This is a genomic window from Limnohabitans sp. 2KL-3 (genome assembly GCF_001269405.1).
In the GTDB taxonomy this organism is placed as follows: domain Bacteria; phylum Pseudomonadota; class Gammaproteobacteria; order Burkholderiales; family Burkholderiaceae_C; genus Limnohabitans_A.
In genome coordinates, this window is sequence record NZ_CXON01000009.1 from 121,953 (window position 1) to 141,993 (window position 20,041).

General features: G+C 59.6%; 14 protein-coding genes. All 14 read right to left on the reverse strand.

Annotated features, from left to right (window positions below; all coding sequences use genetic code 11):
- Position 1: 1 nt before the first annotated feature.
- Entirely contained in the window at positions 2-613 is a 612-nt protein-coding gene (gene fdh3B, locus AMM41_RS12990; RefSeq protein ID WP_089959046.1) for a formate dehydrogenase FDH3 subunit beta, read from the reverse strand.
- Between the two features lie 18 nt (positions 614-631).
- Entirely contained in the window at positions 632-3,592 is a 2,961-nt protein-coding gene (locus tag AMM41_RS12995) for a formate dehydrogenase subunit alpha (RefSeq protein ID WP_089959050.1), read from the reverse strand.
- Between the two features lie 45 nt (positions 3,593-3,637).
- Positions 3,638-3,844, reverse strand: a complete 207-nt coding sequence (locus AMM41_RS13000; protein ID WP_089959053.1) for a formate dehydrogenase — start codon at positions 3,842-3,844, stop codon at positions 3,638-3,640.
- A 205-nt stretch (positions 3,845-4,049) separates the two neighbouring features.
- Positions 4,050-6,005, reverse strand: coding sequence for a TRAP transporter large permease (locus tag AMM41_RS13005; RefSeq protein ID WP_089959057.1), 1,956 nt, complete (start codon positions 6,003-6,005; stop codon positions 4,050-4,052).
- Entirely contained in the window at positions 6,002-6,625 is a 624-nt protein-coding gene (locus AMM41_RS13010; protein ID WP_089959061.1) for a TRAP transporter small permease subunit, read from the reverse strand. Before AMM41_RS13010 ends, AMM41_RS13005 begins: the two co-directional genes overlap by 4 nt.
- 67 nt (positions 6,626-6,692) lie before the next feature.
- Entirely contained in the window at positions 6,693-7,811 is a 1,119-nt protein-coding gene (locus AMM41_RS13015; protein ID WP_199233496.1) for a TRAP transporter substrate-binding protein, read from the reverse strand.
- A 144-nt stretch (positions 7,812-7,955) separates the two neighbouring features.
- The gene (locus tag AMM41_RS13020; protein ID WP_089959065.1) at positions 7,956-8,582 is read right to left on the reverse strand and encodes a TorD/DmsD family molecular chaperone; all 627 of its coding nucleotides are present in this window, start codon (positions 8,580-8,582) and stop codon (positions 7,956-7,958) included.
- A 9-nt stretch (positions 8,583-8,591) separates the two neighbouring features.
- The gene (locus AMM41_RS13025) at positions 8,592-10,709 is read right to left on the reverse strand and encodes a 4Fe-4S dicluster domain-containing protein (protein ID WP_089959172.1); all 2,118 of its coding nucleotides are present in this window, start codon (positions 10,707-10,709) and stop codon (positions 8,592-8,594) included.
- Complete coding sequence (locus AMM41_RS13030; protein ID WP_089959068.1) at positions 10,669-11,400, reverse strand: DUF3306 domain-containing protein; 732 nt, start codon at positions 11,398-11,400, stop codon at positions 10,669-10,671. The genes AMM41_RS13025 and AMM41_RS13030 overlap by 41 nt, the downstream gene beginning before the upstream one ends.
- Positions 11,397-11,981, reverse strand: a complete 585-nt coding sequence (locus tag AMM41_RS13035) for a DUF3305 domain-containing protein (protein WP_089959072.1) — start codon at positions 11,979-11,981, stop codon at positions 11,397-11,399. Before AMM41_RS13035 ends, AMM41_RS13030 begins: the two co-directional genes overlap by 4 nt.
- An 11-nt stretch (positions 11,982-11,992) precedes the next feature.
- Positions 11,993-13,471: a sensor histidine kinase gene (locus tag AMM41_RS13040; RefSeq protein WP_089959075.1), complete on the reverse strand. Its 1,479-nt coding sequence runs from the start codon at positions 13,469-13,471 to the stop codon at positions 11,993-11,995.
- Positions 13,472-13,564: 93 nt separating this feature from the next.
- Positions 13,565-16,357 (reverse strand): formate dehydrogenase subunit alpha, encoded by a 2,793-nt coding sequence (fdhF, locus tag AMM41_RS13045; protein ID WP_089959078.1) that lies wholly within the window; start codon positions 16,355-16,357, stop codon positions 13,565-13,567.
- 409 nt (positions 16,358-16,766) lie between these two features.
- Positions 16,767-18,491, reverse strand: coding sequence for an NADH-ubiquinone oxidoreductase-F iron-sulfur binding region domain-containing protein (locus tag AMM41_RS13055; protein ID WP_089959085.1), 1,725 nt, complete (start codon positions 18,489-18,491; stop codon positions 16,767-16,769).
- A gap of 157 nt (positions 18,492-18,648) precedes the next feature.
- A complete protein-coding gene (boxA, locus tag AMM41_RS13060) occupies positions 18,649-19,959 on the reverse strand; it encodes a benzoyl-CoA 2,3-epoxidase subunit BoxA (RefSeq protein WP_089959175.1) in 1,311 nt (436 codons plus the stop codon).
- Between the last annotated feature and the right edge of the window lie 82 nt (positions 19,960-20,041).

Genomic DNA, 20,041 nt, shown 5'->3' on the forward strand with positions numbered 1-20,041 from the left:
TTCAGGCTCCTTGTTTGGCGGGTTTGGCCTGGTTGCCGTAAGCGGTGCCCCAGCCCCAGACTTCGGCGCCAGCACCACGGCTGATCACTCGGCCACGCAAGATATCGGTGATGACATCGCCGTCACCGGCGAGCAAGGCCTTGGTCGAGCACATCTCTGCGCAAGCAGGCAACTTGCCCTCGGCCAAACGGTTGCGACCGTATTTTTCGAATTCGGACTGGCTGCCGTGCTCTTCGGGGCCACCGGCGCAGAAGGTGCACTTGTCCATCTTGCCGCGCAAGCCGAAAGTGCCGTTGGACGGGAATTGGGGTGCGCCAAACGGGCAGGCATAAGAGCAGTAGCCGCAGCCAATGCAAATGTCCTTGTCGTGCAAGACCACGCCTTCTTCGGTTTTGTAGAAGCAGTTGACCGGGCAAACGGCCATGCAAGGGGCGTCAGAGCAGTGCATGCAAGCCACCGAAATCGACTTTTCACCGGGAACGCCGTCGTTCAAGGTGACCACTCGGCGGCGGTTCACGCCCCATGGAACTTCGTGTTCGTTTTTGCAAGCGGTCACGCAGCCGTTGCATTCGATGCAGCGCTCTGCATCGCAGATAAATTTCATTCGTGCCATCGTGTTCTCCTGATGCGCTTAGGCTTTTTCGATGTTGCAGATGGTGGTCTTTGACTCTTGCATCATGGTGACGCTGTCATAACCGTAGGTGGTGGCGGTGTTGACCGCCTCGCCGCGCACGATGGGCGCTGCACCCTTGGGGTAATGCGCCAGCATGTCGGCACCTTGCCAACGGCCCGAGAAGTGGAAAGGCATCCACACGGTGCTGGCGTCCACGCGTTCGGTCACCAAGGCTTGCACATTCAGGCGTGCACCGGTGGCACCCAACAACCAAACACGTTCGCCGTTGCGAATGCCGCGATCTGCCGCCGTCTTGGGGTTGATCTCGACATAGGCTTCTTGCTGCAACTCGGCCAACCAAGGGTTGGAACGGGTTTCTTCGCCGCCACCTTCGTATTCGACCAAACGACCAGAGGTCAGGATGAGCGGGAACGTCTCGTGCGCTTTGTCGGCGATGTTCTTGTCCTGCACGGTTTTGTACAGGGTTGGCAAACGCCAGAAGGCCTTACGGTCTTCGTGCGTGGGGTACTTGGCCATCATGTCTGGACGCGTGCCATACAAAGGCTCGCGGTGCTGCGGGATCGGATCTGGGAAGTTCCACACCACGGCACGCGCTTTGGCATTGCCAAAGGGGTGGCAGCCATGTTCTTTCATGAACACGCGCATCATGCCGCCCGACGAATCGGTCTTCCAGTTTTTGCCTTCGGCCTTGGCTTTTTCAGCCTCGGTCAGCTCGTCCCACCAGCCCAATTTCTTGAGCAAGATGTGGTCGAGTTCGGGGTAGCCGGTGGTGATGTCAGCGCCCATGGAGTGCGAACCGTCTTCGGCCAACAGGCTCTTGCCTTCGCGCTCCACACCAAAGTTGGCGCGGAAGTTACCGCCGCCGTCCATGACGTGCTTGGAGGTGTCGTACAGGTTGGGCGAACCGGGGTGCTTGAGTTCGGGCGTGCCGTAGCAAGGCCATGGCAGACCGAAGTAGTCGCCGGTGAAGTCGTAACCGGTTTCTTTGTCTTTGCCGCCTTTGGCCTTGAGGGTCTTCACATCGAACACATTCATGTTCTTCATGTGGGCCTTCAGGCGCTCTGGGCTTTGACCGGTGTAACCAATGGTCCAGACGCACTTGTTGATTTCGCGCAGGATGTCTTCGGGCACTGGCTCGTCCATGCCGCCGACTTTTTGCATTTTGTAGTTCTTGGACAGCTCTTTGGCAAAGCCCAGCTTTTCAGCCAGCTGGTGCATGATCATGTGATCGGAACGGCTTTCCCACAAAGGCTCGATGACCTTCTCGCGCCACTGCAAAGAGCGGTTGGACGCGGTGCATGAACCGCTGGTTTCGAACTGGGTCGCAGCGGGCAACAGGTACACCGCGCGGTTGGGGTTCAGGTCTTCGGCTTTGCCGGGCATCGCGGCCATGGCGGCTGTGGCCGATGGGTAAGGATCGACCACCACCAACAAGTCCAGCTTGTCCATGGCACGCTTCATGTCCAGACCACGGGTCTGAGAGTTGGGGGCATGGCCCCAATAGAACACGCCGCGCAGGTTGCTGTCTTGGTCGATCAGCTCGTTGTTTTCGAGGACACCGTCAATCCAGCGGGAAACGGTGATGCCGTTCTTGCCCATCATGGCAGGGCTGGCGAACTGCTTTTTGATCCACTCGAAGTCCACGCCCCAGGTGTTGGCGAAGTGCTTCCAAGAGCCTTCGGCCAAGCCATAGTAGCCGGGCAAGGAGTCAGGGTTGGGGCCGACGTCGGTCGCGCCTTGCACGTTGTCGTGGCCACGGAAAATGTTGGTGCCGCCGCCGGTCTTGCCCACGTTGCCCAAGGCCAATTGCAAGATGCAAGAAGCACGCACGATGGCGTTGCCGATGGTGTGCTGGGTCTGGCCCATGCACCAGACGATGGTGCCGGGGTTGTTCTCGTGCAGCATCTTGGCGATCTTGAAGACTTGGTCTTCTTTGACGCCGCAGGCCTCTTCTACCTTGTCGGGTGTCCACTTGGCCAGCACTTCGGTCTTGATGGCGTCCATGCCGTAGACACGGTCGTTGATGTATTTTTTGTCTTCCCAACCGTTCTTGAAGATGTGATACAGCACACCGAACAGGAAAGGAATGTCGGTGCCGGAGCGGATGCGCACGTACTCGTCGGCTTTGGCCGCGGTGCGGGTGAAGCGTGGGTCGACCACGATCATCTTGCAGCCGTTTTCCTTGGCGTGCAGCATGTGCAGCATCGACACAGGGTGAGCTTCGGCAGCGTTGGAGCCAATGTACAAAGCGACCTTGCTGTTTTGCATGTCGTTGTACGAGTTGGTCATGGCGCCATAACCCCAAGTGTTGGCCACACCGGCCACCGTGGTGGAGTGGCAAATACGCGCCTGGTGGTCACAGTTGTTGGTGCCCCAGAAGCTGACGAACTTGCGCAGCAAATAGGCTTGTTCGTTGTTGTGCTTGGACGAGCCGATGTAGTAGACGCTGTCAGGACCGCTGGCTTTTTTGAGCTCCAGCATCTTGGCGCTGATTTCGTTGAGGGCCGTGTCCCAGCTGATGCGCTCGTATTTGCCGTTGACCAGCTTCATGGGGTAGCGCAGGCGGTACTCGCCGTGACCGTGCTCGCGCAGCGCGGCACCTTTGGCGCAGTGCGCACCCAGGTTGATGGGCGAATCAAACACGGCTTCTTGGCGCACCCAGACGCCGTTTTCGACCACGGCATCGACCGCACAACCCACTGAGCAGTGGGTGCAAATGGTGCGCTTGACTTCGACTTTGCCAGCGCCCACGATCGATGCGCCGGTGGCAGCCTGGGCTTTTTGCACCAAGCTCAGTTGTGATGCAGCCAGGCCCACGCCCACACCAAGACCTGAACGGCGCAAAAAGCTGCGGCGATCCAAAGTGGGCAAAGCCTGCGACAAACCACGGCGCAAGCTGTGGATGAAGGGCGAGGAGGTGGCACCGGTGGTGCCAGATTGTTTTTTAGTCAGCAACATGGAGGGCTCCAGTTGGGGATGAACAGGAAGGACAGAAAAAGTGAATCAGACGCGGGTGGTCTTGTAGTACTGCTGAACGTGCTCGCTCAGGGTGTAACCACCGCCGCGCGTGGGTTTTGGCAATGCGGCTGCCACGGGTGCAGTGGGCTTGACGACAGCAGGCAACACAGCCGTGACTGCGGCCACAGCGCCCACGGTTGCAGCCCCCGAAAACAAACTACGACGCGACACAGAAGAAGTTTTGGAAGACATCTGAGACTCCTGATGATTTCAAAAGCACATGGCCAAGATAGGCAATTTTTTGCATATGTGATCTTAACGACAAGCCCACGCATTCACACTGTAAAAACCCTTACATGAAGCCTTTTGTTGATCTGCGGAAATGATCTTCAAATTGCTCATGAAAAAAGCCAACACAAACCAAGTAGGCACTTGGTATGGGTTGGCTTAGCAGGGTTTACTTGTAAAGAACTTCAGGCAACCACATGCCAATGGCCGGGAACATGTAGAGCAGCACGATCGCAAACACCTGGATGGCCATGAAGGGCAGCATGCCTGCAAAAATCTGGTTCAAGGTGACGTGCGGTGGGCTCACGCCCTTCAGGTAGAACGCCGCCATGGCCACGGGGGGGCTCAGGAAAGCGGTCTGCAGGTTCAAGGCCACCAACAAGCCGAAGAACAGCGGATCGATGCCGAAGTGGGGCAACAAGGGGATGAAGATCGGCATGAAAATCACGATGATCTCGGTCCACTCCAGGGGCCAGCCCAGCAAGAAGATGACCACTTGCGCCAGGATCATGAACTGCACAGGTGTCAGGTCCATGCCCAAGACCCAAGTGTTGATGATCTCTTGCCCACCCAGCAGCGCAAACGCTGCCGAGAAGATGCTCGAGCCCACAAACAACCAGCACACCATGGCACTGGTTTTGGCCGTGAGGTAAACCGACTCACGCAGCACCACATAGTTGAGCCTGCGGTAAGCGGCCGCCAGCAGCAAGCCGCCCAAAGAGCCCATGGCTGCGGCCTCTGTTGGCGTGGCCAAACCAAACACAATGGTGCCCAGCACGGCCAAGATCATGAGCGCGAGCGGGAAGAACGAACCCAGCAGCATCTTGAAGATTTCAAGGCGCACAAAGCTGAAGTAGGCATAGAAGATGGCCAAGGCCACCGCACAACTGGCCAAGCCGATCCAGAATGACAGAGGCGCTGCTTGACGCTCAGCTTCAACAGCTGACTCGGCAGCAGCAGTCACCGCCGCTGCAGTGGGTGCCGGTGCGGTTTCCTTCACGTCTGCCGCAGGGGCAGCTGCCGCTGGCGCAGCTTCGGTTCCGGGAGGCTGCTTCAAGCCATCTTCTTCAGGCTCAGACAAGCCGCTGATGCTTTCGCTTTCTTCGGCACTGTCTGTGGAATCCGACAACTCCCCACCCATGGCCACCACACCGTCGACCGTCTCGACGGGCAATGGTGCAGTGACTTTGAAGTAAATGGTGCCCATGATCGCGGCCACGGCCAAAAGTGGCAGCAAAGCAATCACCAGGTGATTGAGCAGGTCACGCATGGGCACAGCCGCATTGCGTTTGCCTTTGATGGCACCGATCAGGCCAGGCAAGACCGTGCTGCTGATGTCTTTGGACACCACTTGTGCAAAAGCAGGCAAAGGCACGATGCGGTCTTCGGCCGACATGGGCGGTGCCATGTGCGGTTTCCATTTCGCAATGATGACCACGTAAAGCACATACAAAGTGGCCAACATGATGCCTGGGAAAAATGCTCCGGCATACAGCTTGACCACCGACACGCCAGCTGTTGCACCATAAACAATCAACATCACCGAGGGGGGGATCAAAATACCCAAACAACCGCCTGCAGTGATGGCACCCGCCGACAGCTGAACGCTGTAACCCGCCCGCAGCATGGCGGGCAGCGCCAGCAAGCCCATGAGCGTGACCACCGCACCCACGATGCCGGTGGCGGTGGCGAAAATGGCGCAGGTCACGATGGTGGCCACCGCCAAAGAGCCGGGCAAACGGGCCATGGCCAAGTGCATGCTCTTGAAGAGCTTTTCGATCAGGTTGGCGCGTTCAATCAGATAACCCATGAACACAAACAAGGGAATCGAGATCAGCACGTCGTTGGACATGACCGAATATGCACGCTGAACCATCAGGTCCAGCGTTTGCTGAACCGCCAAATCGGGGTTTTGGCTTTTGTAGGCGATCCACGCGAAGATCATGCCCATGCCCATCAAGGTGAAAGCGGTTGGGAAACCCAACATGATCGCCACCACCACCAAAGCCAACATCAACAGACCCAGATGACCATTGGTCATCTCAGCGGGTGAAGGCAACAACACAAAGGCCGCCAAGACGACCATGGCCATGATCGTCAGGCCAAACCAGACTTCTTTTTTCATTTTTGAATTCCCTTCGCAGTCGCCAGTTCGCCCAGTTTGGCGATGTCTTCGTCTTTCACGTTGACCATTTCCTTGAGTTTTTCGACGTCAACTTCGTCCACGTCATCGCCACGCTTGGGCCATTCGCCTTGTTTGATGCAGACGATGCAACGCACGATTTCAACCAAGCCCTGAGCCAGCAAGAAAGCGCCGGCCAGAGGCAAGATGGTTTTGAAAGGGTACACAGGCGGACCATCCGCTGTGATGTTGGAGTGTTCGTTGATGGCCCAAGATTCGGCCGCAAAGCCATAGCCCGCATAAGCCAATGCCACCACGCCCGGAATGAAAAACAAAATATAGAGCGCCAAGTCCAACCAAGCTTGCAGGCGTGGCGGGAAAAAACCATACAGCACGTCACCACGCACATGGCCGTTCTTGGACAAGGTGTAAGCACCAGCCATCATGAACAGCGTGCCATACATCATGCTCATCACATCAAAAGCCCATGAGTGGGGGCTGTCCAGCACGTAACGGGAGAAAACTTCCCAAGAAATCATCAAGGTCAACGCCACAATCAGCCAAGAAAAAAACTGGCCAATCCATGTACTGACTTTGTCAATGAAGAGCAGCAGGGCTTGCATAAAGGAACCACACAAATGAATCAGCCATCCGGCAGGCCGGATGGCTGAAATAAATCAAACCAAAGAATTAAGCTTTTTTGGCGCCGAAGAAATGATTCACAGCCATGCGACGGCTGATGTTGGTGTCTTGATCCCACTTCACTGCACGAACAGCGAATGCTTTCTGAGAGGCAACCACTTCTTTGAAGATCGGATTTTCTGCAGATTTCTTCTCCAGAATTTCTGTCCACACCTTCAACTGCTCTTGCAAGATCGCATCAGGCGTCTTGAAGAACTTGACCTTGTCTTTGGTCTGCAGCTCGACGTAATCCTTGGAGTAACGGTCGATGGCTTTCCAAGACATGTCGGCAGATGCCGCTTCAGTGGCGATAGAGATCACGGCCTTCAGCTTGGCTGGCAGCGCGTCGTACTTGGTCTTGTTGAACATGATCTCGAAAGTCTCAGCACTCTGGTGATAGCTTTGCAGCATGCAGACTTTGGAGACGTCCGGGAAGCCCAACAGACGGTCAGACGTGGCGTTGTTGAATTCGGCACCGTCGAGCAGACCGCGATCCATCGCAGGCACGATCTCGCCGCCTGGCAAGGCGTTCACAGCTGCGCCCATGGCGGTGAACAAGTCAATCGCCAAACCGTTGGTACGGAACTTCAGGCCTTTCAAATCAGCTGTCTTGGTGATTGGCTTTTTGAACCAACCGAAAGGCTGAGTCGACATGGGACCGTAGAGGAAGGACTGAACGTTGCCGCCAATGGAGGCGTACAACTTGGCCAACAACTCAGCACCACCACCGTACTTGTGCCAAGCCAGGATCATGTTGGCGTCCATGCCGAAGGCTGGTCCGGAGCTCCACAGGGCCAAGGCATTTTGCTTGCCGTAGTGGTAACCCAACACGCCGTGACCGCCGTCCAAAGTGCCTTTGGACACAGCTTCGAGCAAACCGAATGCAGGCACCACAGCGCCAGCGGGCAACACTTCGATCTTCAGATCGCCACCGGTCATGTCGTTGACCTTCTTGGCGTAGTCCAAGGCGTACTCGTGGAAGATGTCCTTGGCAGGCCAAGTGCTCTGCCAGCGCATGGAGATCGGGCCTGTTTGGGCCTTGGCGATCATGGGCGCGGAAATGGCACCTGCGGCGACAGCTGCGCCCTTCAGGAGGTTGCGACGACGTGGGGTTTTGGCTTCGGTCAAGGAGGTCTCCAATGGTTGTGAAACTTTTAAGCGTGAAAAGTTACCGCTTAGTCACCATTATCCAAGTTGCCTGCCTGAGACTTCTAAGTAAAAACCCGCAAATGACCCGTCATTTTTTTCACTTCGAACTCTAAAAATTTTCAATCAAACCACCAAATCAAACCCCTGCGACTCCACGCTGATGAAAGCTTCGGTAAAAGCGGCCAAGCGAGCATAAAAAACAGCACGGGGCTGTGACTGCAACACTTGGCACAAGGCGGGCAACCACGATTGCACATGTTGGTTAAAAAACGCCTGCTGACGGGTCAAGTTGGACACCGCCACATCGTCGCCTGCGATCAAAAAACGCATGACCTCGAACACATAAGCCACATGGTCTTCGGTTTCTGACATGCCTTCGCTTCGGCCCAAGCCCAGTTCGGCCAAGTCGTCACGCAGGCGCACCAAGGGCTTTTCGTTCAAAAAACCACTCAGGTAGTGCGAGCCGAACAAATACACCTCGGGCTTGCCCACACCGCCAAACAAGCTGTTGTATTCGGATGCGATCAGCGCCTGGCTCAGGCTGCGTGCGCTGGCCACCAGCTCGCGCCAGGGCTCTTCCAAAAAGCCCCCCGCATCGGGCGCTTCGGTCACCGCCACTTGCAGCTGGCCCAGCAGTTCGGCACTGGGCGCGGCGTAATAGAGCTGAGACAACAAGCCGTAAATCTCGGCTCGGGCGGTTTCTTCGTCCAGCGCGTGGCTGCTGGCGGACAGGTTCAGGTCTTGGCTCATGGCAACAATTTATCGGGTTTTGGGGGGCAACTGACCGTCGGTGATGCGCACCTGCTTCTCGTCGGTGAACATGTCGATGACGCGGCAATCGCCGCACATCTTCAGGCGTTCCAGAGCCGCACCCTGGAACATGCTGTGCCCGGCCAGACGGCCGAGCATGGCTTCGATGCCTTTGAGTGTGCCAAACGGTTTGCTGCAGCGGATGCAGGCATAGGGTGGGCTGCCGTGCAAAACACGCGTTTGCGTGCGCTCGGGCAGCAGCGACAGGCGCGGCTGCAAGGTGATGGCGTTTTCGGGGCAGGTCTTGGCGCACAGACCGCACTGCACGCAATTTTTCTCGATGAAGCGAATCTCGGGCTGCAACGGGTTGTCTTGCAAGGCCGACGAAGGGCATGCGCCCACGCAGCTGATGCACAGCGTGCACTTGCTGCCATCGACCACGATAGTGCCCAAGGGGGAACCGGCCGCTGGCAAATCGAGCGCCTTGGGGCGGCTGGCCTCGTCCATGGCCATGACGGGTGACTGGGCCATCAGGTGGTCGATGACCAGCTCCAGGTTGCTGCGCTTTTCGGCCTGCACCGCGTGACGGGCGGCGGTGGCCGGGCCAGTGGGCAGGCTGGCGGCCTTGAGGCTGCGGGCGCACAGGCGCTGCAGATCGCCGTCCAAAGCCGTGGCGGTTTTGGCCTCGATCAGCTGGAAATGCACGCCAGAGTAGCCCAGGCCATTGAGCAGGCTTTGGGCCACGGCCATTTGTTCCATGAGCGCGGCGCGGTATTGCGGCGCTTCTTCGGCAGTGAGCAGCACCATGACCTGGCGTGCGCCATAGGCCACAGCCGAGAGCCACAGCTCCATGCCCACACTGGCCGTGTGCCACAGCGCCACAGGCATCACCCGGGCCGGCACGCCTTGCATGACGCCCAGCTGCGCACCCCGGCCCAACTCGTCGATCAGGGCCTGGCCTTTTTCCTGGCTGTGCAGCAGCAGCGCGGCATCGCGCCCGCCAGCGGCCTGGAAGGCAGACAGCAGTGCGCGGATCTTGGCGCCCTGCTCTGCCGGGCGCGGGTAAGCGTAGGTCAGCGCACCCGTGGGGCAAGCCGTGGTGCATGCGCCGCAGCCCACGCAGAGGTTGGGATTGACCACAATTTGCTGGCGGCTTTTGTCCGAGCGCACGGCCTCGGCCGAGCAGATGTCGATGCAGGCGCTGCAGCCCACTTGCTCGTTGCGGCTGTGGGCGCAGAGCTTTTGTTTGTAGGCAAAAAAGCGGGGCTTTTCAAACTCGCCCACCAGTTCGCGCACTTTGAGCAAGGTTGGCAGGTCTTGCCCGTCCCAGCGGAAGTAACCCTGGGGCAAGGCATGCGTGGTGAATGTGGGCGATGCTTGATCGCCGCGCAGGTCCAGCACCACATCAAAGCGCTCGGTTTGTGGGCGGGCGTCACGGCTGAAGTCGATAGCACCAGCCGCTTCGCACACCTTCACGCAGTCGCGGTGCGAGGTGCAACGCGACAGGTCCACCTGGTAATCGAGGCCAATGGCCTGCTCGGGGCAAGCGGCCACGCAGGCGTTGCAGCGGGTGCACAGATCCAAGTCGATCGGGTTGCTCGCGTCCCACGACACCTCAAACGCCCCCAACCAGCCTTTGAGGCCTTGCAAGCGTCCGGCCACGACCGGAAAGCGCCGCTCTTGGCCGCCTCCTGCGTTGCCGGGGCCTTGCGCAAAAATCGTGACCTGCATCGCGTCGGCCAAAAAGCTGGCGGCGCGTTCTGCGGCGTCTACAGCACCGATGATGAGCACGCGGCCTTCGCTTTTGTAAGTGACAGTGGGCACTGGCTCGGGCTCGGGCAGGCGGGCTGCGGCCAGCAAGGCGGCCATTTTGGGGGTGGCGTATTGGGCCTCTTTGCCCCAGCCGCCGGTCTCGCGGATGTTGACAAAACGAATCGGGGAAATCGCGCCTTCGGTTTGCTCGGCCAGTTCACTGAACAAACGCTTTTCTTGGGTGCAGGCCACCACCACGGTCTCGCCGGTTTTCACGGCTTTCTGGAATTGCCCGGCCTCGCGGCGGCACAAGGTGGTGTGCAGCGTCAGGTCTTCACCCAGTGCTTGGCCCAGGGCTTGGGCTTGCAGGGGCATGGTTTGGTTGCAGTTGCAAATCAGGGTGGTCATGTTCTGGGGGTGCGTTGACAAGGGGCTGCAGCATGGGGCTGGCCGGTCCTGCCGAATCGGGCAGGGAAGGCGGCGACTGTGCCACAACTGGCGAGCCTTCCGGCGCAGCGGGACTTTGATCAGGGTTTTCACCAAGGCCTGCAGCAGGGCTCCCGCCAGGCCACACGGCATCGACGCTGCCCACAGTGGGCGTGACTGCTACATCGGGTTTGTCCAGCAAACCCAGCAGTTGCGCACCCACCATTTTTTGCAACATGCCCGCAGGCATGGGGTCCGGCGTGTTGTAGTCGCCGATGTAGATGTCCAGACCGTCCATCACGTTGAAGTGCGGGTCGGTGAAGAGTTTTTTGACCGCTGCGTTGCGCACATCGCTGGCCACACCTTGCTGCATGAAGGGCCGAAAGTCTGACTTGGGCGTCAAGGCCCTTGCATCCTCCAGGCTGGGCAGCTCGGGGATGGCCCCCTGCTCAGTCTCAGGCGCGTGGGCGTCGTTGTGCACGCGATCCGGCTGGCCTTCACGGGCCTTGAGCACAGGGGCGACGGGTGGCTGGACGGGCCTGGCTGGGGTGGGTTTGGATGGCTCGGGTTCTGCCACAGGCAAGCCTTGGGCCAGTGCTTGCTTGCGCTTGGACCAACGGCTGAAAAAAGGCTCGGTCATGCCTTACCCCCGGCATCCAAGCCTGCACGGCCGCCACCGCCTGGACCTTTGCGCTTGTCTTGGGTACTGACCGAAGCGGGCTGCCCAAAACGGTCGGTGAGGCCTTGAAAACTTTGCGGGCGCTGACGCCGCTTGACCTCAGGCACATAAAACGCCTCGGTAAAAGCCTGCAGGCGAGCCACAACTTCGGGCGAAGCGGGCACAGTTTCCACAGTTTCTTGCGCATCGAGCCAACGGCCTGCATCGTGGTAACTCAGGCTCACAGACTGAGGCACAGCACGAGGCTCTTGGTCATCTGAGGCTTCCAAGCGCCACATCACAAAAAAGCAAGGCGTGGGCGAGCTGTGGTTCAACCAATAGCCTTCTGCATCGTCCGAAAACAACTCCAGCGACCACTGCGGATAGAGCCACAAAGCCTCTTCATCGGTCAGGCGCAGGCAGCGTGGCTCGGTGCCAAAACCGCTTTCTTGCGGCACCACATCGGCCAACACCCAACGGTGAGACTGCCAACGGGCCATGGGCCCTTGGACAGGCTCGCGGCGCATCAAAATGGCGACTTCGGACAGGACATGAACGGACATGAAGGGCTTTTTCAGGAGGCAATAGGAACAGGGCTGCAGGGTAATCGCATTGTAAAAACCGTGCCCCTGCCAGGCTCGGATTTGAAACTGAGCTGACCACCGTGTGACTCAACAATGGACCGGCTGAGCCACAAACCAACCCCCATGCCCTGCGACTTGGAGGTTTTGAACAAGCTGAACACTTCATCTTGCAGCTCCACTGGAATGCCTTTGCCGTTGTCATCGACATGCAGCTCCAAAAAGCCCTCCTGTTCGTACCCCCACACTTTCAGTTGGGGGTAGCGGGGCCGTTTTTCGATCAAGGCATCCATGGCGTTGCTGAGCAAATTCAGCACCACCTGCTGCAGTTGGGTGGCATCGCCATGAAAGCGCAATTCGGATGAGAGGTCTGTGTTCATCAAAATTCCGGACGCTTGCATTTGAGGTTGCAACAAATCAGCCACCTCCCGGACCAACTGGTCCACACGCATGTCGACTTTCTCTCCCTTGCTCAAACGAAACAAATTACGCAATTTACGAATGATGCTGGCTGAGCGCTGCGTGTCGCTGACGATGCAATCGGCCACCGACCTCATAATGGGCAAATCGCTCACAGGCGGCTCATTCGGGACACGGGCCAGTTTGCTTTGCAGCAACTCTGCATGCAGCAAAATGGCCGTCAGTGGCTGATTGAGCTCGTGGGCGAAACTCGCCACCAAGGCCCCCATACCGGCGCTTTTGTTGGACAAGGTGAGCTGGCGGATGATTTCATCGCGTTCAAGCAACAAGACACCCAGGGTCTGCGAATGCTGTTGCGCCATCACCGCGCGTTCTTGCTCACTGGCCAGCTTTTTTTCAACCTCGATTTTGGCGCGGTGGTGTTTCTCGATGTAAATCTGCATGAAACCCACGTTGAGCATGATCAAGGCCACGAACTGGCCAATGAACACAACAAAATTGTCCCAAGTGACTTCATACAAATCGGTCGCACCCCAACCCGTCAGCAGCGCCAAAGTTTTGAGACCCAGCGTCGACACCAGCACCCAACCCGCCCAATAAACCGCATTGGCCCCGATGGCGTCATGGGTCTGCCCCACGCGTCGGCCTGACCAGCAGTAATCGGCACAGTTGACGCTGTAATAAGCATAAAACAGCAACACGATGGTGCTCTCGGGGGCACCCGAGAAATGCAAGCCATAGCTCAGCCCCAGATACGCCACGTTGGCAAAACCCGACCACACCATCCAACGCCTTGAAGGCGGCCCGTCCAAGGAACGCAAGGCGATTTGGCGGCCCCAATTGCCTGCAGCCATCAAAAACTGCCCCAGCACCACAATCAAGCTGTAGGAGATCCAGCCTCGGCTGCCCAGCACGCACAAGCCCACGGCACTGGCAATGCCAGAAACACTCCAAAGCACCACCTTGGGGCTGCGATAGCGGGCCAATCCATACCAAATGGCCGCATACAGCATCAGGTACAAAAACGCATCCATCCAGAAGACGGTTTGCATGTTCAGATTCAAAGCGGCCTCCCTGGCCTTGTGAGTGGTACACCCCGACAGCAGGCCCCAAGTCCTTGCCCTGCCGGTTCATGACACCCGGGATTATGCTTTCTGGGAGTTAATACCTTGGACTTGAACAGCGCAGTATTTAAATTCCGGAATTTTGCCAAACGGGTCCAAAGCCGCATGGGTCAACAAATTGGCTGCTGCCTCTTGGTAGGCAAAAGGCATGAACACAGCGCCCAAAGGGGTGCCGTTGTCTTGCCTGACTTGCAGGCTCACCTCACCCCGGCGCGAACGCACCTGGATGCGCTGGCCAGGCTCCAAACCCAATCGATCCATGTCGGCACCGTGCATGGAGGCCGTGGCCGCAGGCTCCAAGGCATCGAGCACTGTGGCACGTCGCGTCATGCTGCCCGTGTGCCAGTGCTCCAGCTGACGCCCGGTGATGAGCACAAAGGGGTAATCGACATCGGGCCGCTCGGCCGCCAAAATCAGATCAACAGGCACCAACTTCACACGGCCATCGGGGGTGGGAAAGTGGTCATGAAAAACGATGGGCTGACCCGGGTCCTCGGCGCTCACGCAAGGGTAAGTGACCGAGCCCGCATTCAGACGCGCCCAGTCGATGCCGCCAATGGCCGGGGCCATGGCCTGGCGCATTTCTTCGTACACCGCAGCCACGCCCTCGTGCTCGCCTGCATAAGACCAATTCAGGCCCAAACGCTGGGCGATCTGCTGGATGATCCACAAATCGGGTTTCGCATCGCCGGGTGGCAACACGGCCTGGCGGCCCATTTGCACCGTGCGGTCGGTGTTGCTCACGGTGCCGGTTTTCTCGGGCCAGGCGCTGGCGGGCAGCACCACATCGGCCAACCAGGCGGTTTCGGTCAAGAAGATGTCTTGCACCACCAGGTGCTGTAAGCTGGCCAGCGCGTGGCGCGCGTGGTTCAGATCCGGGTCGCTCATCGCGGGGTTTTCGCCCATGATGTACATGCCGCGCACCTTGTGCGGGTCGGTGTCTGGCGCGAGGGCCTTGTGCATGATCTCGACCACGGTGTAGCCGGGCTGGTCGTCGAGTTGCGTGTCCCAAAATTTCTCAAACCAGTCGTGCGCCGACTTGTCGCTCACGCGCTGGTAGTTGGGGTACATCATCGGGATCAGGCCCGCGTCGCTCGCGCCTTGCACGTTGTTTTGGCCACGCAGCGGGTGCAGGCCGGTGCCGGGGCGGCCGATCTGGCCGGTGATGCTGGCCAGCGCAATCAGGCAGCGCACGTTGTCGGTGCCGTGCACATGCTGGCTCACGCCCATACCCCACAAAATCATGGCGGCTTTGGCGCTGGCATAGGCACGGGCCACTTCGCGGAGGGTGTCGGCCGGAATGCCGCAAACCGCGCTCATGGCCTCGGGCGTGAAGTCCTGCACATGGGCCTTGAGTTCGGCCACGTTGTCGGCACGCTCGCGCAAGAAAGTCTCATCGCACAGGTTCTCGGTGACGATGACGTGCAGCATGGCGTTGAGCATGGCCACATCGGTGTCGGCCTTGAACTGCAAGTTGCGCCAACTGTGGCGACCGATGTCGGTGATGCGCGGGTCGGCCAGCACGATGCGGGTGCCGCTCTGGGCCGCGTTTTTCATCCAAGTGGCGGCCACCGGGTGGTTGCTGGTGGGGTTGGAGCCGATCACGATGATCAGGTCGGAATGCTCGACATCGCGCACCGGGTTGCTGACTGCGCCCGAGCCCACGCCTTCCAAAAGTGCGGCCACGCTGGACGCGTGGCACAAGCGGGTGCAGTGGTCCACGTTGTTGCTGCCAAAGCCAGTACGCACCAGCTTCTGGAACAAATAGGCTTCTTCGTTGCTGCCCTTGGCCGAGCCGAAACCGGCGAGCGATTTGGGGCCGTGTTGCTGGCGAAGCGTGTTCAACGGCTGGGTGGCCAGGTCCAGCGCTTCCTCCCACGATGCTTCGCGGAAGACTTCGCGCCAGTCGGTGTGGCCATCGATCAGGTCCAGGTCTTTGGCCACGCCCGCCTTGCGGATCAGCGGCATCGTGATGCGGTCCGGGCTGTGGATGTAATCCATGCCAAAACGGCCCTTGACGCACAGGCGGCCTTCATTGGCCGGGCCTTCGCGGCCTTGGACGCTGATGATTTTTTCATCGCGCACCTGGTAGGTGACCAGACAACCCACGCCGCAAAACGGACACACCGAATCGACTTCGCGGTCCACGGTTTGCGGCCCCATGTGGCTCTTGGGCATGAGTGCGCCTGTGGGGCAAGCCTGCACACATTCGCCACAACCCACACACGAGCTGCCGCCCATGGGGTCGGCCAGGTCGAACACCACTTGGGTGTGCGCGCCCCTAAATGCCAAGCCAATCACGTCGTTCACCTGCAGATCACGGCAGGCGCGTTGGCAGCGGTTGCACTGGATGCAGGTGTCCAAGTTCACGGCCATGGCCGGGTGCGACACATCGGCGGGCACGGCTTCGCGACGCAGGGCCGCCAGTTGCGGGCGGACCTGTACGCCATGGTGCTCGGCCCATTGGCTCAGTTCGCCGTGTGGGGCCTCGGCGCGGTCATCGAGCCACTTGTGGCCCTGCTCGGGCAAGTCGGCCAGCAGCATCTCCAGCACCATCTTCTGGCTTTTGACCGCGCGTTCGCTGTTTGTTTGCACCTGCATGCCGGGCGTGGCGCTGCGGCAGCAGCTGGGGGCCAATGTCCGTTCACCGGCCACCTCGACCACGCAAGCGCGGCAGTTGCCGTCGGGTGCCAGGCCCTCTTTGTGACACAGATGGGGAATGGCAATGCCCAATTCTTTGGCAATGTTGAAAATGCTTTTTCCAGCAGACGCTTCAACCATTTGGCCGTTGAGGGTGAATGCAACCGTGTTCATGCAGAGGCCCCCGCCTGTGAGAGCGACGTCTTTGCCACGATGAACCCTTGCTTGTTCGCGACGGGGGCGTCGCTCCTACAAGAGATCGACTCTCCCTGTGGGAGCGGCGCCCTCGCCGCGGTGAACCCTTGCTTGTTCGCGACGGGGGCGTCGCTCCTACAAGAGATCGACTCTCCCTGTGGGAGCGGCGCCCTCGCCGCGGTGAACCCTTGCTTGTTCGCGACGGGGGCGTCGCTCCTGCAAGAGACCCACTCACCCTGTGGGAGCGGTGCCCTCGCCGCGTTGAACCCTTGCTTGTTCGCGACGGGGGCGTCGCTCCTGCAAGAGATCGACTCTCCCTGTGGGAGAGGTGCCCTCGCCGCGATGAACCCTTGCTTGCTCGCGACGGGGGCGTCGCTCCTACACAGCATCATGTCTGCATCCCCACTTCATGCGGAAAGTCATTGAGCACACACCGGATCGGATTCGGTGCCGCTTGGCCCAGGCCGCAAATCGACGCGTCACCCATGACCTGCGCCAAATCTTGCAAGGTATCGGCATCCCACACTGGGGCTGCCATGAGCTGCGCAGCCTTGTCGGTGCCCACGCGGCAGGGCGTGCACTGGCCGCAGCTTTCGTGCGCAAAAAAGCGCATCACATTCAGGGCCGCTTCGCGGGCGCTGTCGTGTTGGCTCAGCACCATCACGGCGGCCGAACCGATGAAGCAGCCGTACGGCTGCAGGGTGTCAAAGTCCAGCGGCACATCGGCCAAGCGCTCGGGCAAGATGCCGCCACTCGCACCGCCGGGCAAATAAGCGTACAGCGTATGCCCCTCGGCCATGCCGCCGCAGTATTCATCAACCAATTCGCGCAGCGTGATGCCCGCAGGCGCGAGTTTCACGCCCGGGTGCTTGACACGCCCGCTGACGCTGAAACGGCGCAGGCCCTTGCGGCCGTGACGTCCATGCGATGCAAAACTGTCCGCGCCCTGCTCGATCAGTTCGCGCACCCAAAACAGGGTCTCAAAGTTGTGCTCCAGCGTCGGGCGGCCAAACAGGCCCACCTCGGCGATGTAAGGCGGGCGCATGCGCGGCTCACCCCGTTTGCCTTCGATGCTTTCGATCATGGCCGACTCTTCGCCGCAGATGTAAGCGCCCGCGCCCCGGCGCAACTCAATGCGTGGCAAGGCGCAAGGCGGGTTGGCCTGCAAAGCGGCCAATTCTTGGGTCAACAAGACACGCGCTTCGTGGTACTCGTCGCGCAAATAAATGTAGACCGCCTCGCAGCCCACCACGCTGGCGGCGATCAGCACTCCTTCCAGAAAACGGTGCGGGTCGGCTTCCAGGCAGGTGCGGTCCTTGAAGGTGCCGGGCTCGCCCTCGTCGATGTTGACCGCCATCAGGCGTGGACCGGGCTGGCTGCGCACGATGCGCCATTTGCGTCCGGCTGGAAAACCCGCGCCGCCCAGGCCGCGCAGGCCGGAAGATTCCAAGCACTGGATGACCGATTCGTGGTCTTTTTGTCCGGCCGCGATCTGCTGCGCCAACTGGTAACCACCCGCTTGCCGATAAGCCGCCAGCCGGATTGCGCCGGGAAGTGGGTTGGGCTCGGTCTGGTGATGGGCCACACGCTGCGTCACAGCTTCAAAGGTGGCATGCGCCACAGCCTGCTGACCGACCTGCGCGGCCGGGGCCTGCTCGCAGCGGCCCAAACACGGCACAGGCACGACTTGAACGTCCAGCAAATCACGCTGCAATTGGCGCAGCAAACTGTCGCTGCCGGCCAGGCTGCAGCTCAGGCTGTCACACACCCGTACGGTGATGCGTGGGGCGGTTTGGGTGTCTTTCAGAATCTCGAAGTGGTGATAGAACGATGCGACCTCGAACACCTCGACCACGGGCAGACGCATCTCGGCGGCCAGCGCAACCATGTGGCGCTCGAACAAACCATGGAAATGGTCGTTCAGTTTGTGCAGGTGCTCGATGAGCAGGTCTCGGCGGTGACCATCAGCAGGTGGCAAACCGATCAAGGCCTGCACCTCGGCACGGGCCTCGGGCATGACCTGACGGCCTTTGAGCTGCTTGCGGGGTTGACGCAGTTGCTCGCGCAGTGCATTCAATCCGATACGTGTTTCAGAAATGGAATCGGTCTGCATGCGAAGGGGTCACATCCGTTGGAAAATTCATCGTTGCCATGATCGAGTGTGCGTTGTCGGGGCTGAAGCCACCGACCTACAAGAGACAAGTGCGCTGATTTGTAGGTCGGCGGCTTCAGCCCCGACATGACCGCGAAGCGCACAGTTTCTGCTGGGATCAATAGGTTTCAAGGTGCAGACGGCCTTCTTTTTTGAGGGCCGCACCGATGCTGTCCCAATCGAGTCCAGCATTTTGCGCGATGTCGCGCAGGGCCATGACCACGCCCTCTTCCATGCTTTTGAGCCCGCACACATAAAAGCAGGTATTGGGGTCCTTGAGTTGTGCAGCGATGTCGGCAGCACGGTCGCGCATGGCGTCCTGAACGTAGCGTTTGGTCTTGCCCACTTCACGCGAAAAAGCAAACTCGATGTCAATGAAGTCTTTGGGCAGGTTGTTCAGTGGCCCAAAGTACGGCAGCTCTGCCGGGGTGCGTGCGCCAAAGAACAGCATGAGTTTGCCGCCCTCGAACTTGCCACTGGCCCGCAGGCGGCGACGCCATTCGGTCATGGCCCGCATGGGCGCAGAGCCGGTGCCGGTGCAGATCATGACGATGTGGCTCTTGGGGTGGTTGGGCATGAGGAAGCTCGCGCCAAACGGCCCAATCACCTGCACTTTTTCACCCACATTCAAGTCGCACATGAAGTTGGAAGCCACGCCGCGCACGGGTTGGCCGTCGTGGTCTTCGAGCACGCGTTTGATGGTCAGCGACAGGTTGTTGTGACCAGGGCGCTCGCCATTGCGTGGGCTGGCGATCGAGTATTGGCGGGCATGGTGAGGCTTGCCGTTGGCATCCACACCCGGAGGGATGATGCCGATCGACTGGCCTTCGAGCACCGGAAAGGGCATGCTGCCAAAGTCGAGCACGATGTGGTGCGTGTCGTAGTCTTGCTGACCTGCTTGTTGACCCACTTCGGTCACGCGCAGGTTTCCTGTGACGGTGGCGGTGATGGTTTTCTCAGCGGCCTTGGGACCATACAGGTTGGTGTAGGCGTGTGCGGCCGACCAGGGCGGTATGGTCGCGCCGAACTGGGCAGAATTGAAACCCGAGGCGGTGGGGGTGCTGGCGACCGACGACGAAGAGGCAGCAGATTGAACAGCGGCTTGGGCTTCCTCTTGGGCAGCACCCGCAAGGCCACCGGCCTCAGCCAGTTCTTCGGCGCTCAGTTCAGCGGGCAGGTCGTACCACTTGAGTTGTTCTTCGATGCTGTAGGCCTTGGCCTTGGGCACCATGCGCCAGTTGTCAATCGAGCCGGTGGGGCATGGCGAGATGCAGTCCATGCAACCGTTGCAGACATCGGCCTTGACCACGTAGTTGAGCGAGTCGTGGGTGATGGCACCCACGGGGCAGATCGCTTCGCAGGTGTTGCAGCGGATGCAGATTTCCGGGTCGATCAGGTGTTGTTTGATCAGGGTCGCTTCTGTGCTCATGTCTTGGCTCTCTCGTGTTTTGGCGTTTTGTCTGTTGTCTGCGTGGTCCGCAACGGTATGGCTTTNTTGTCCGTGGCCCCCC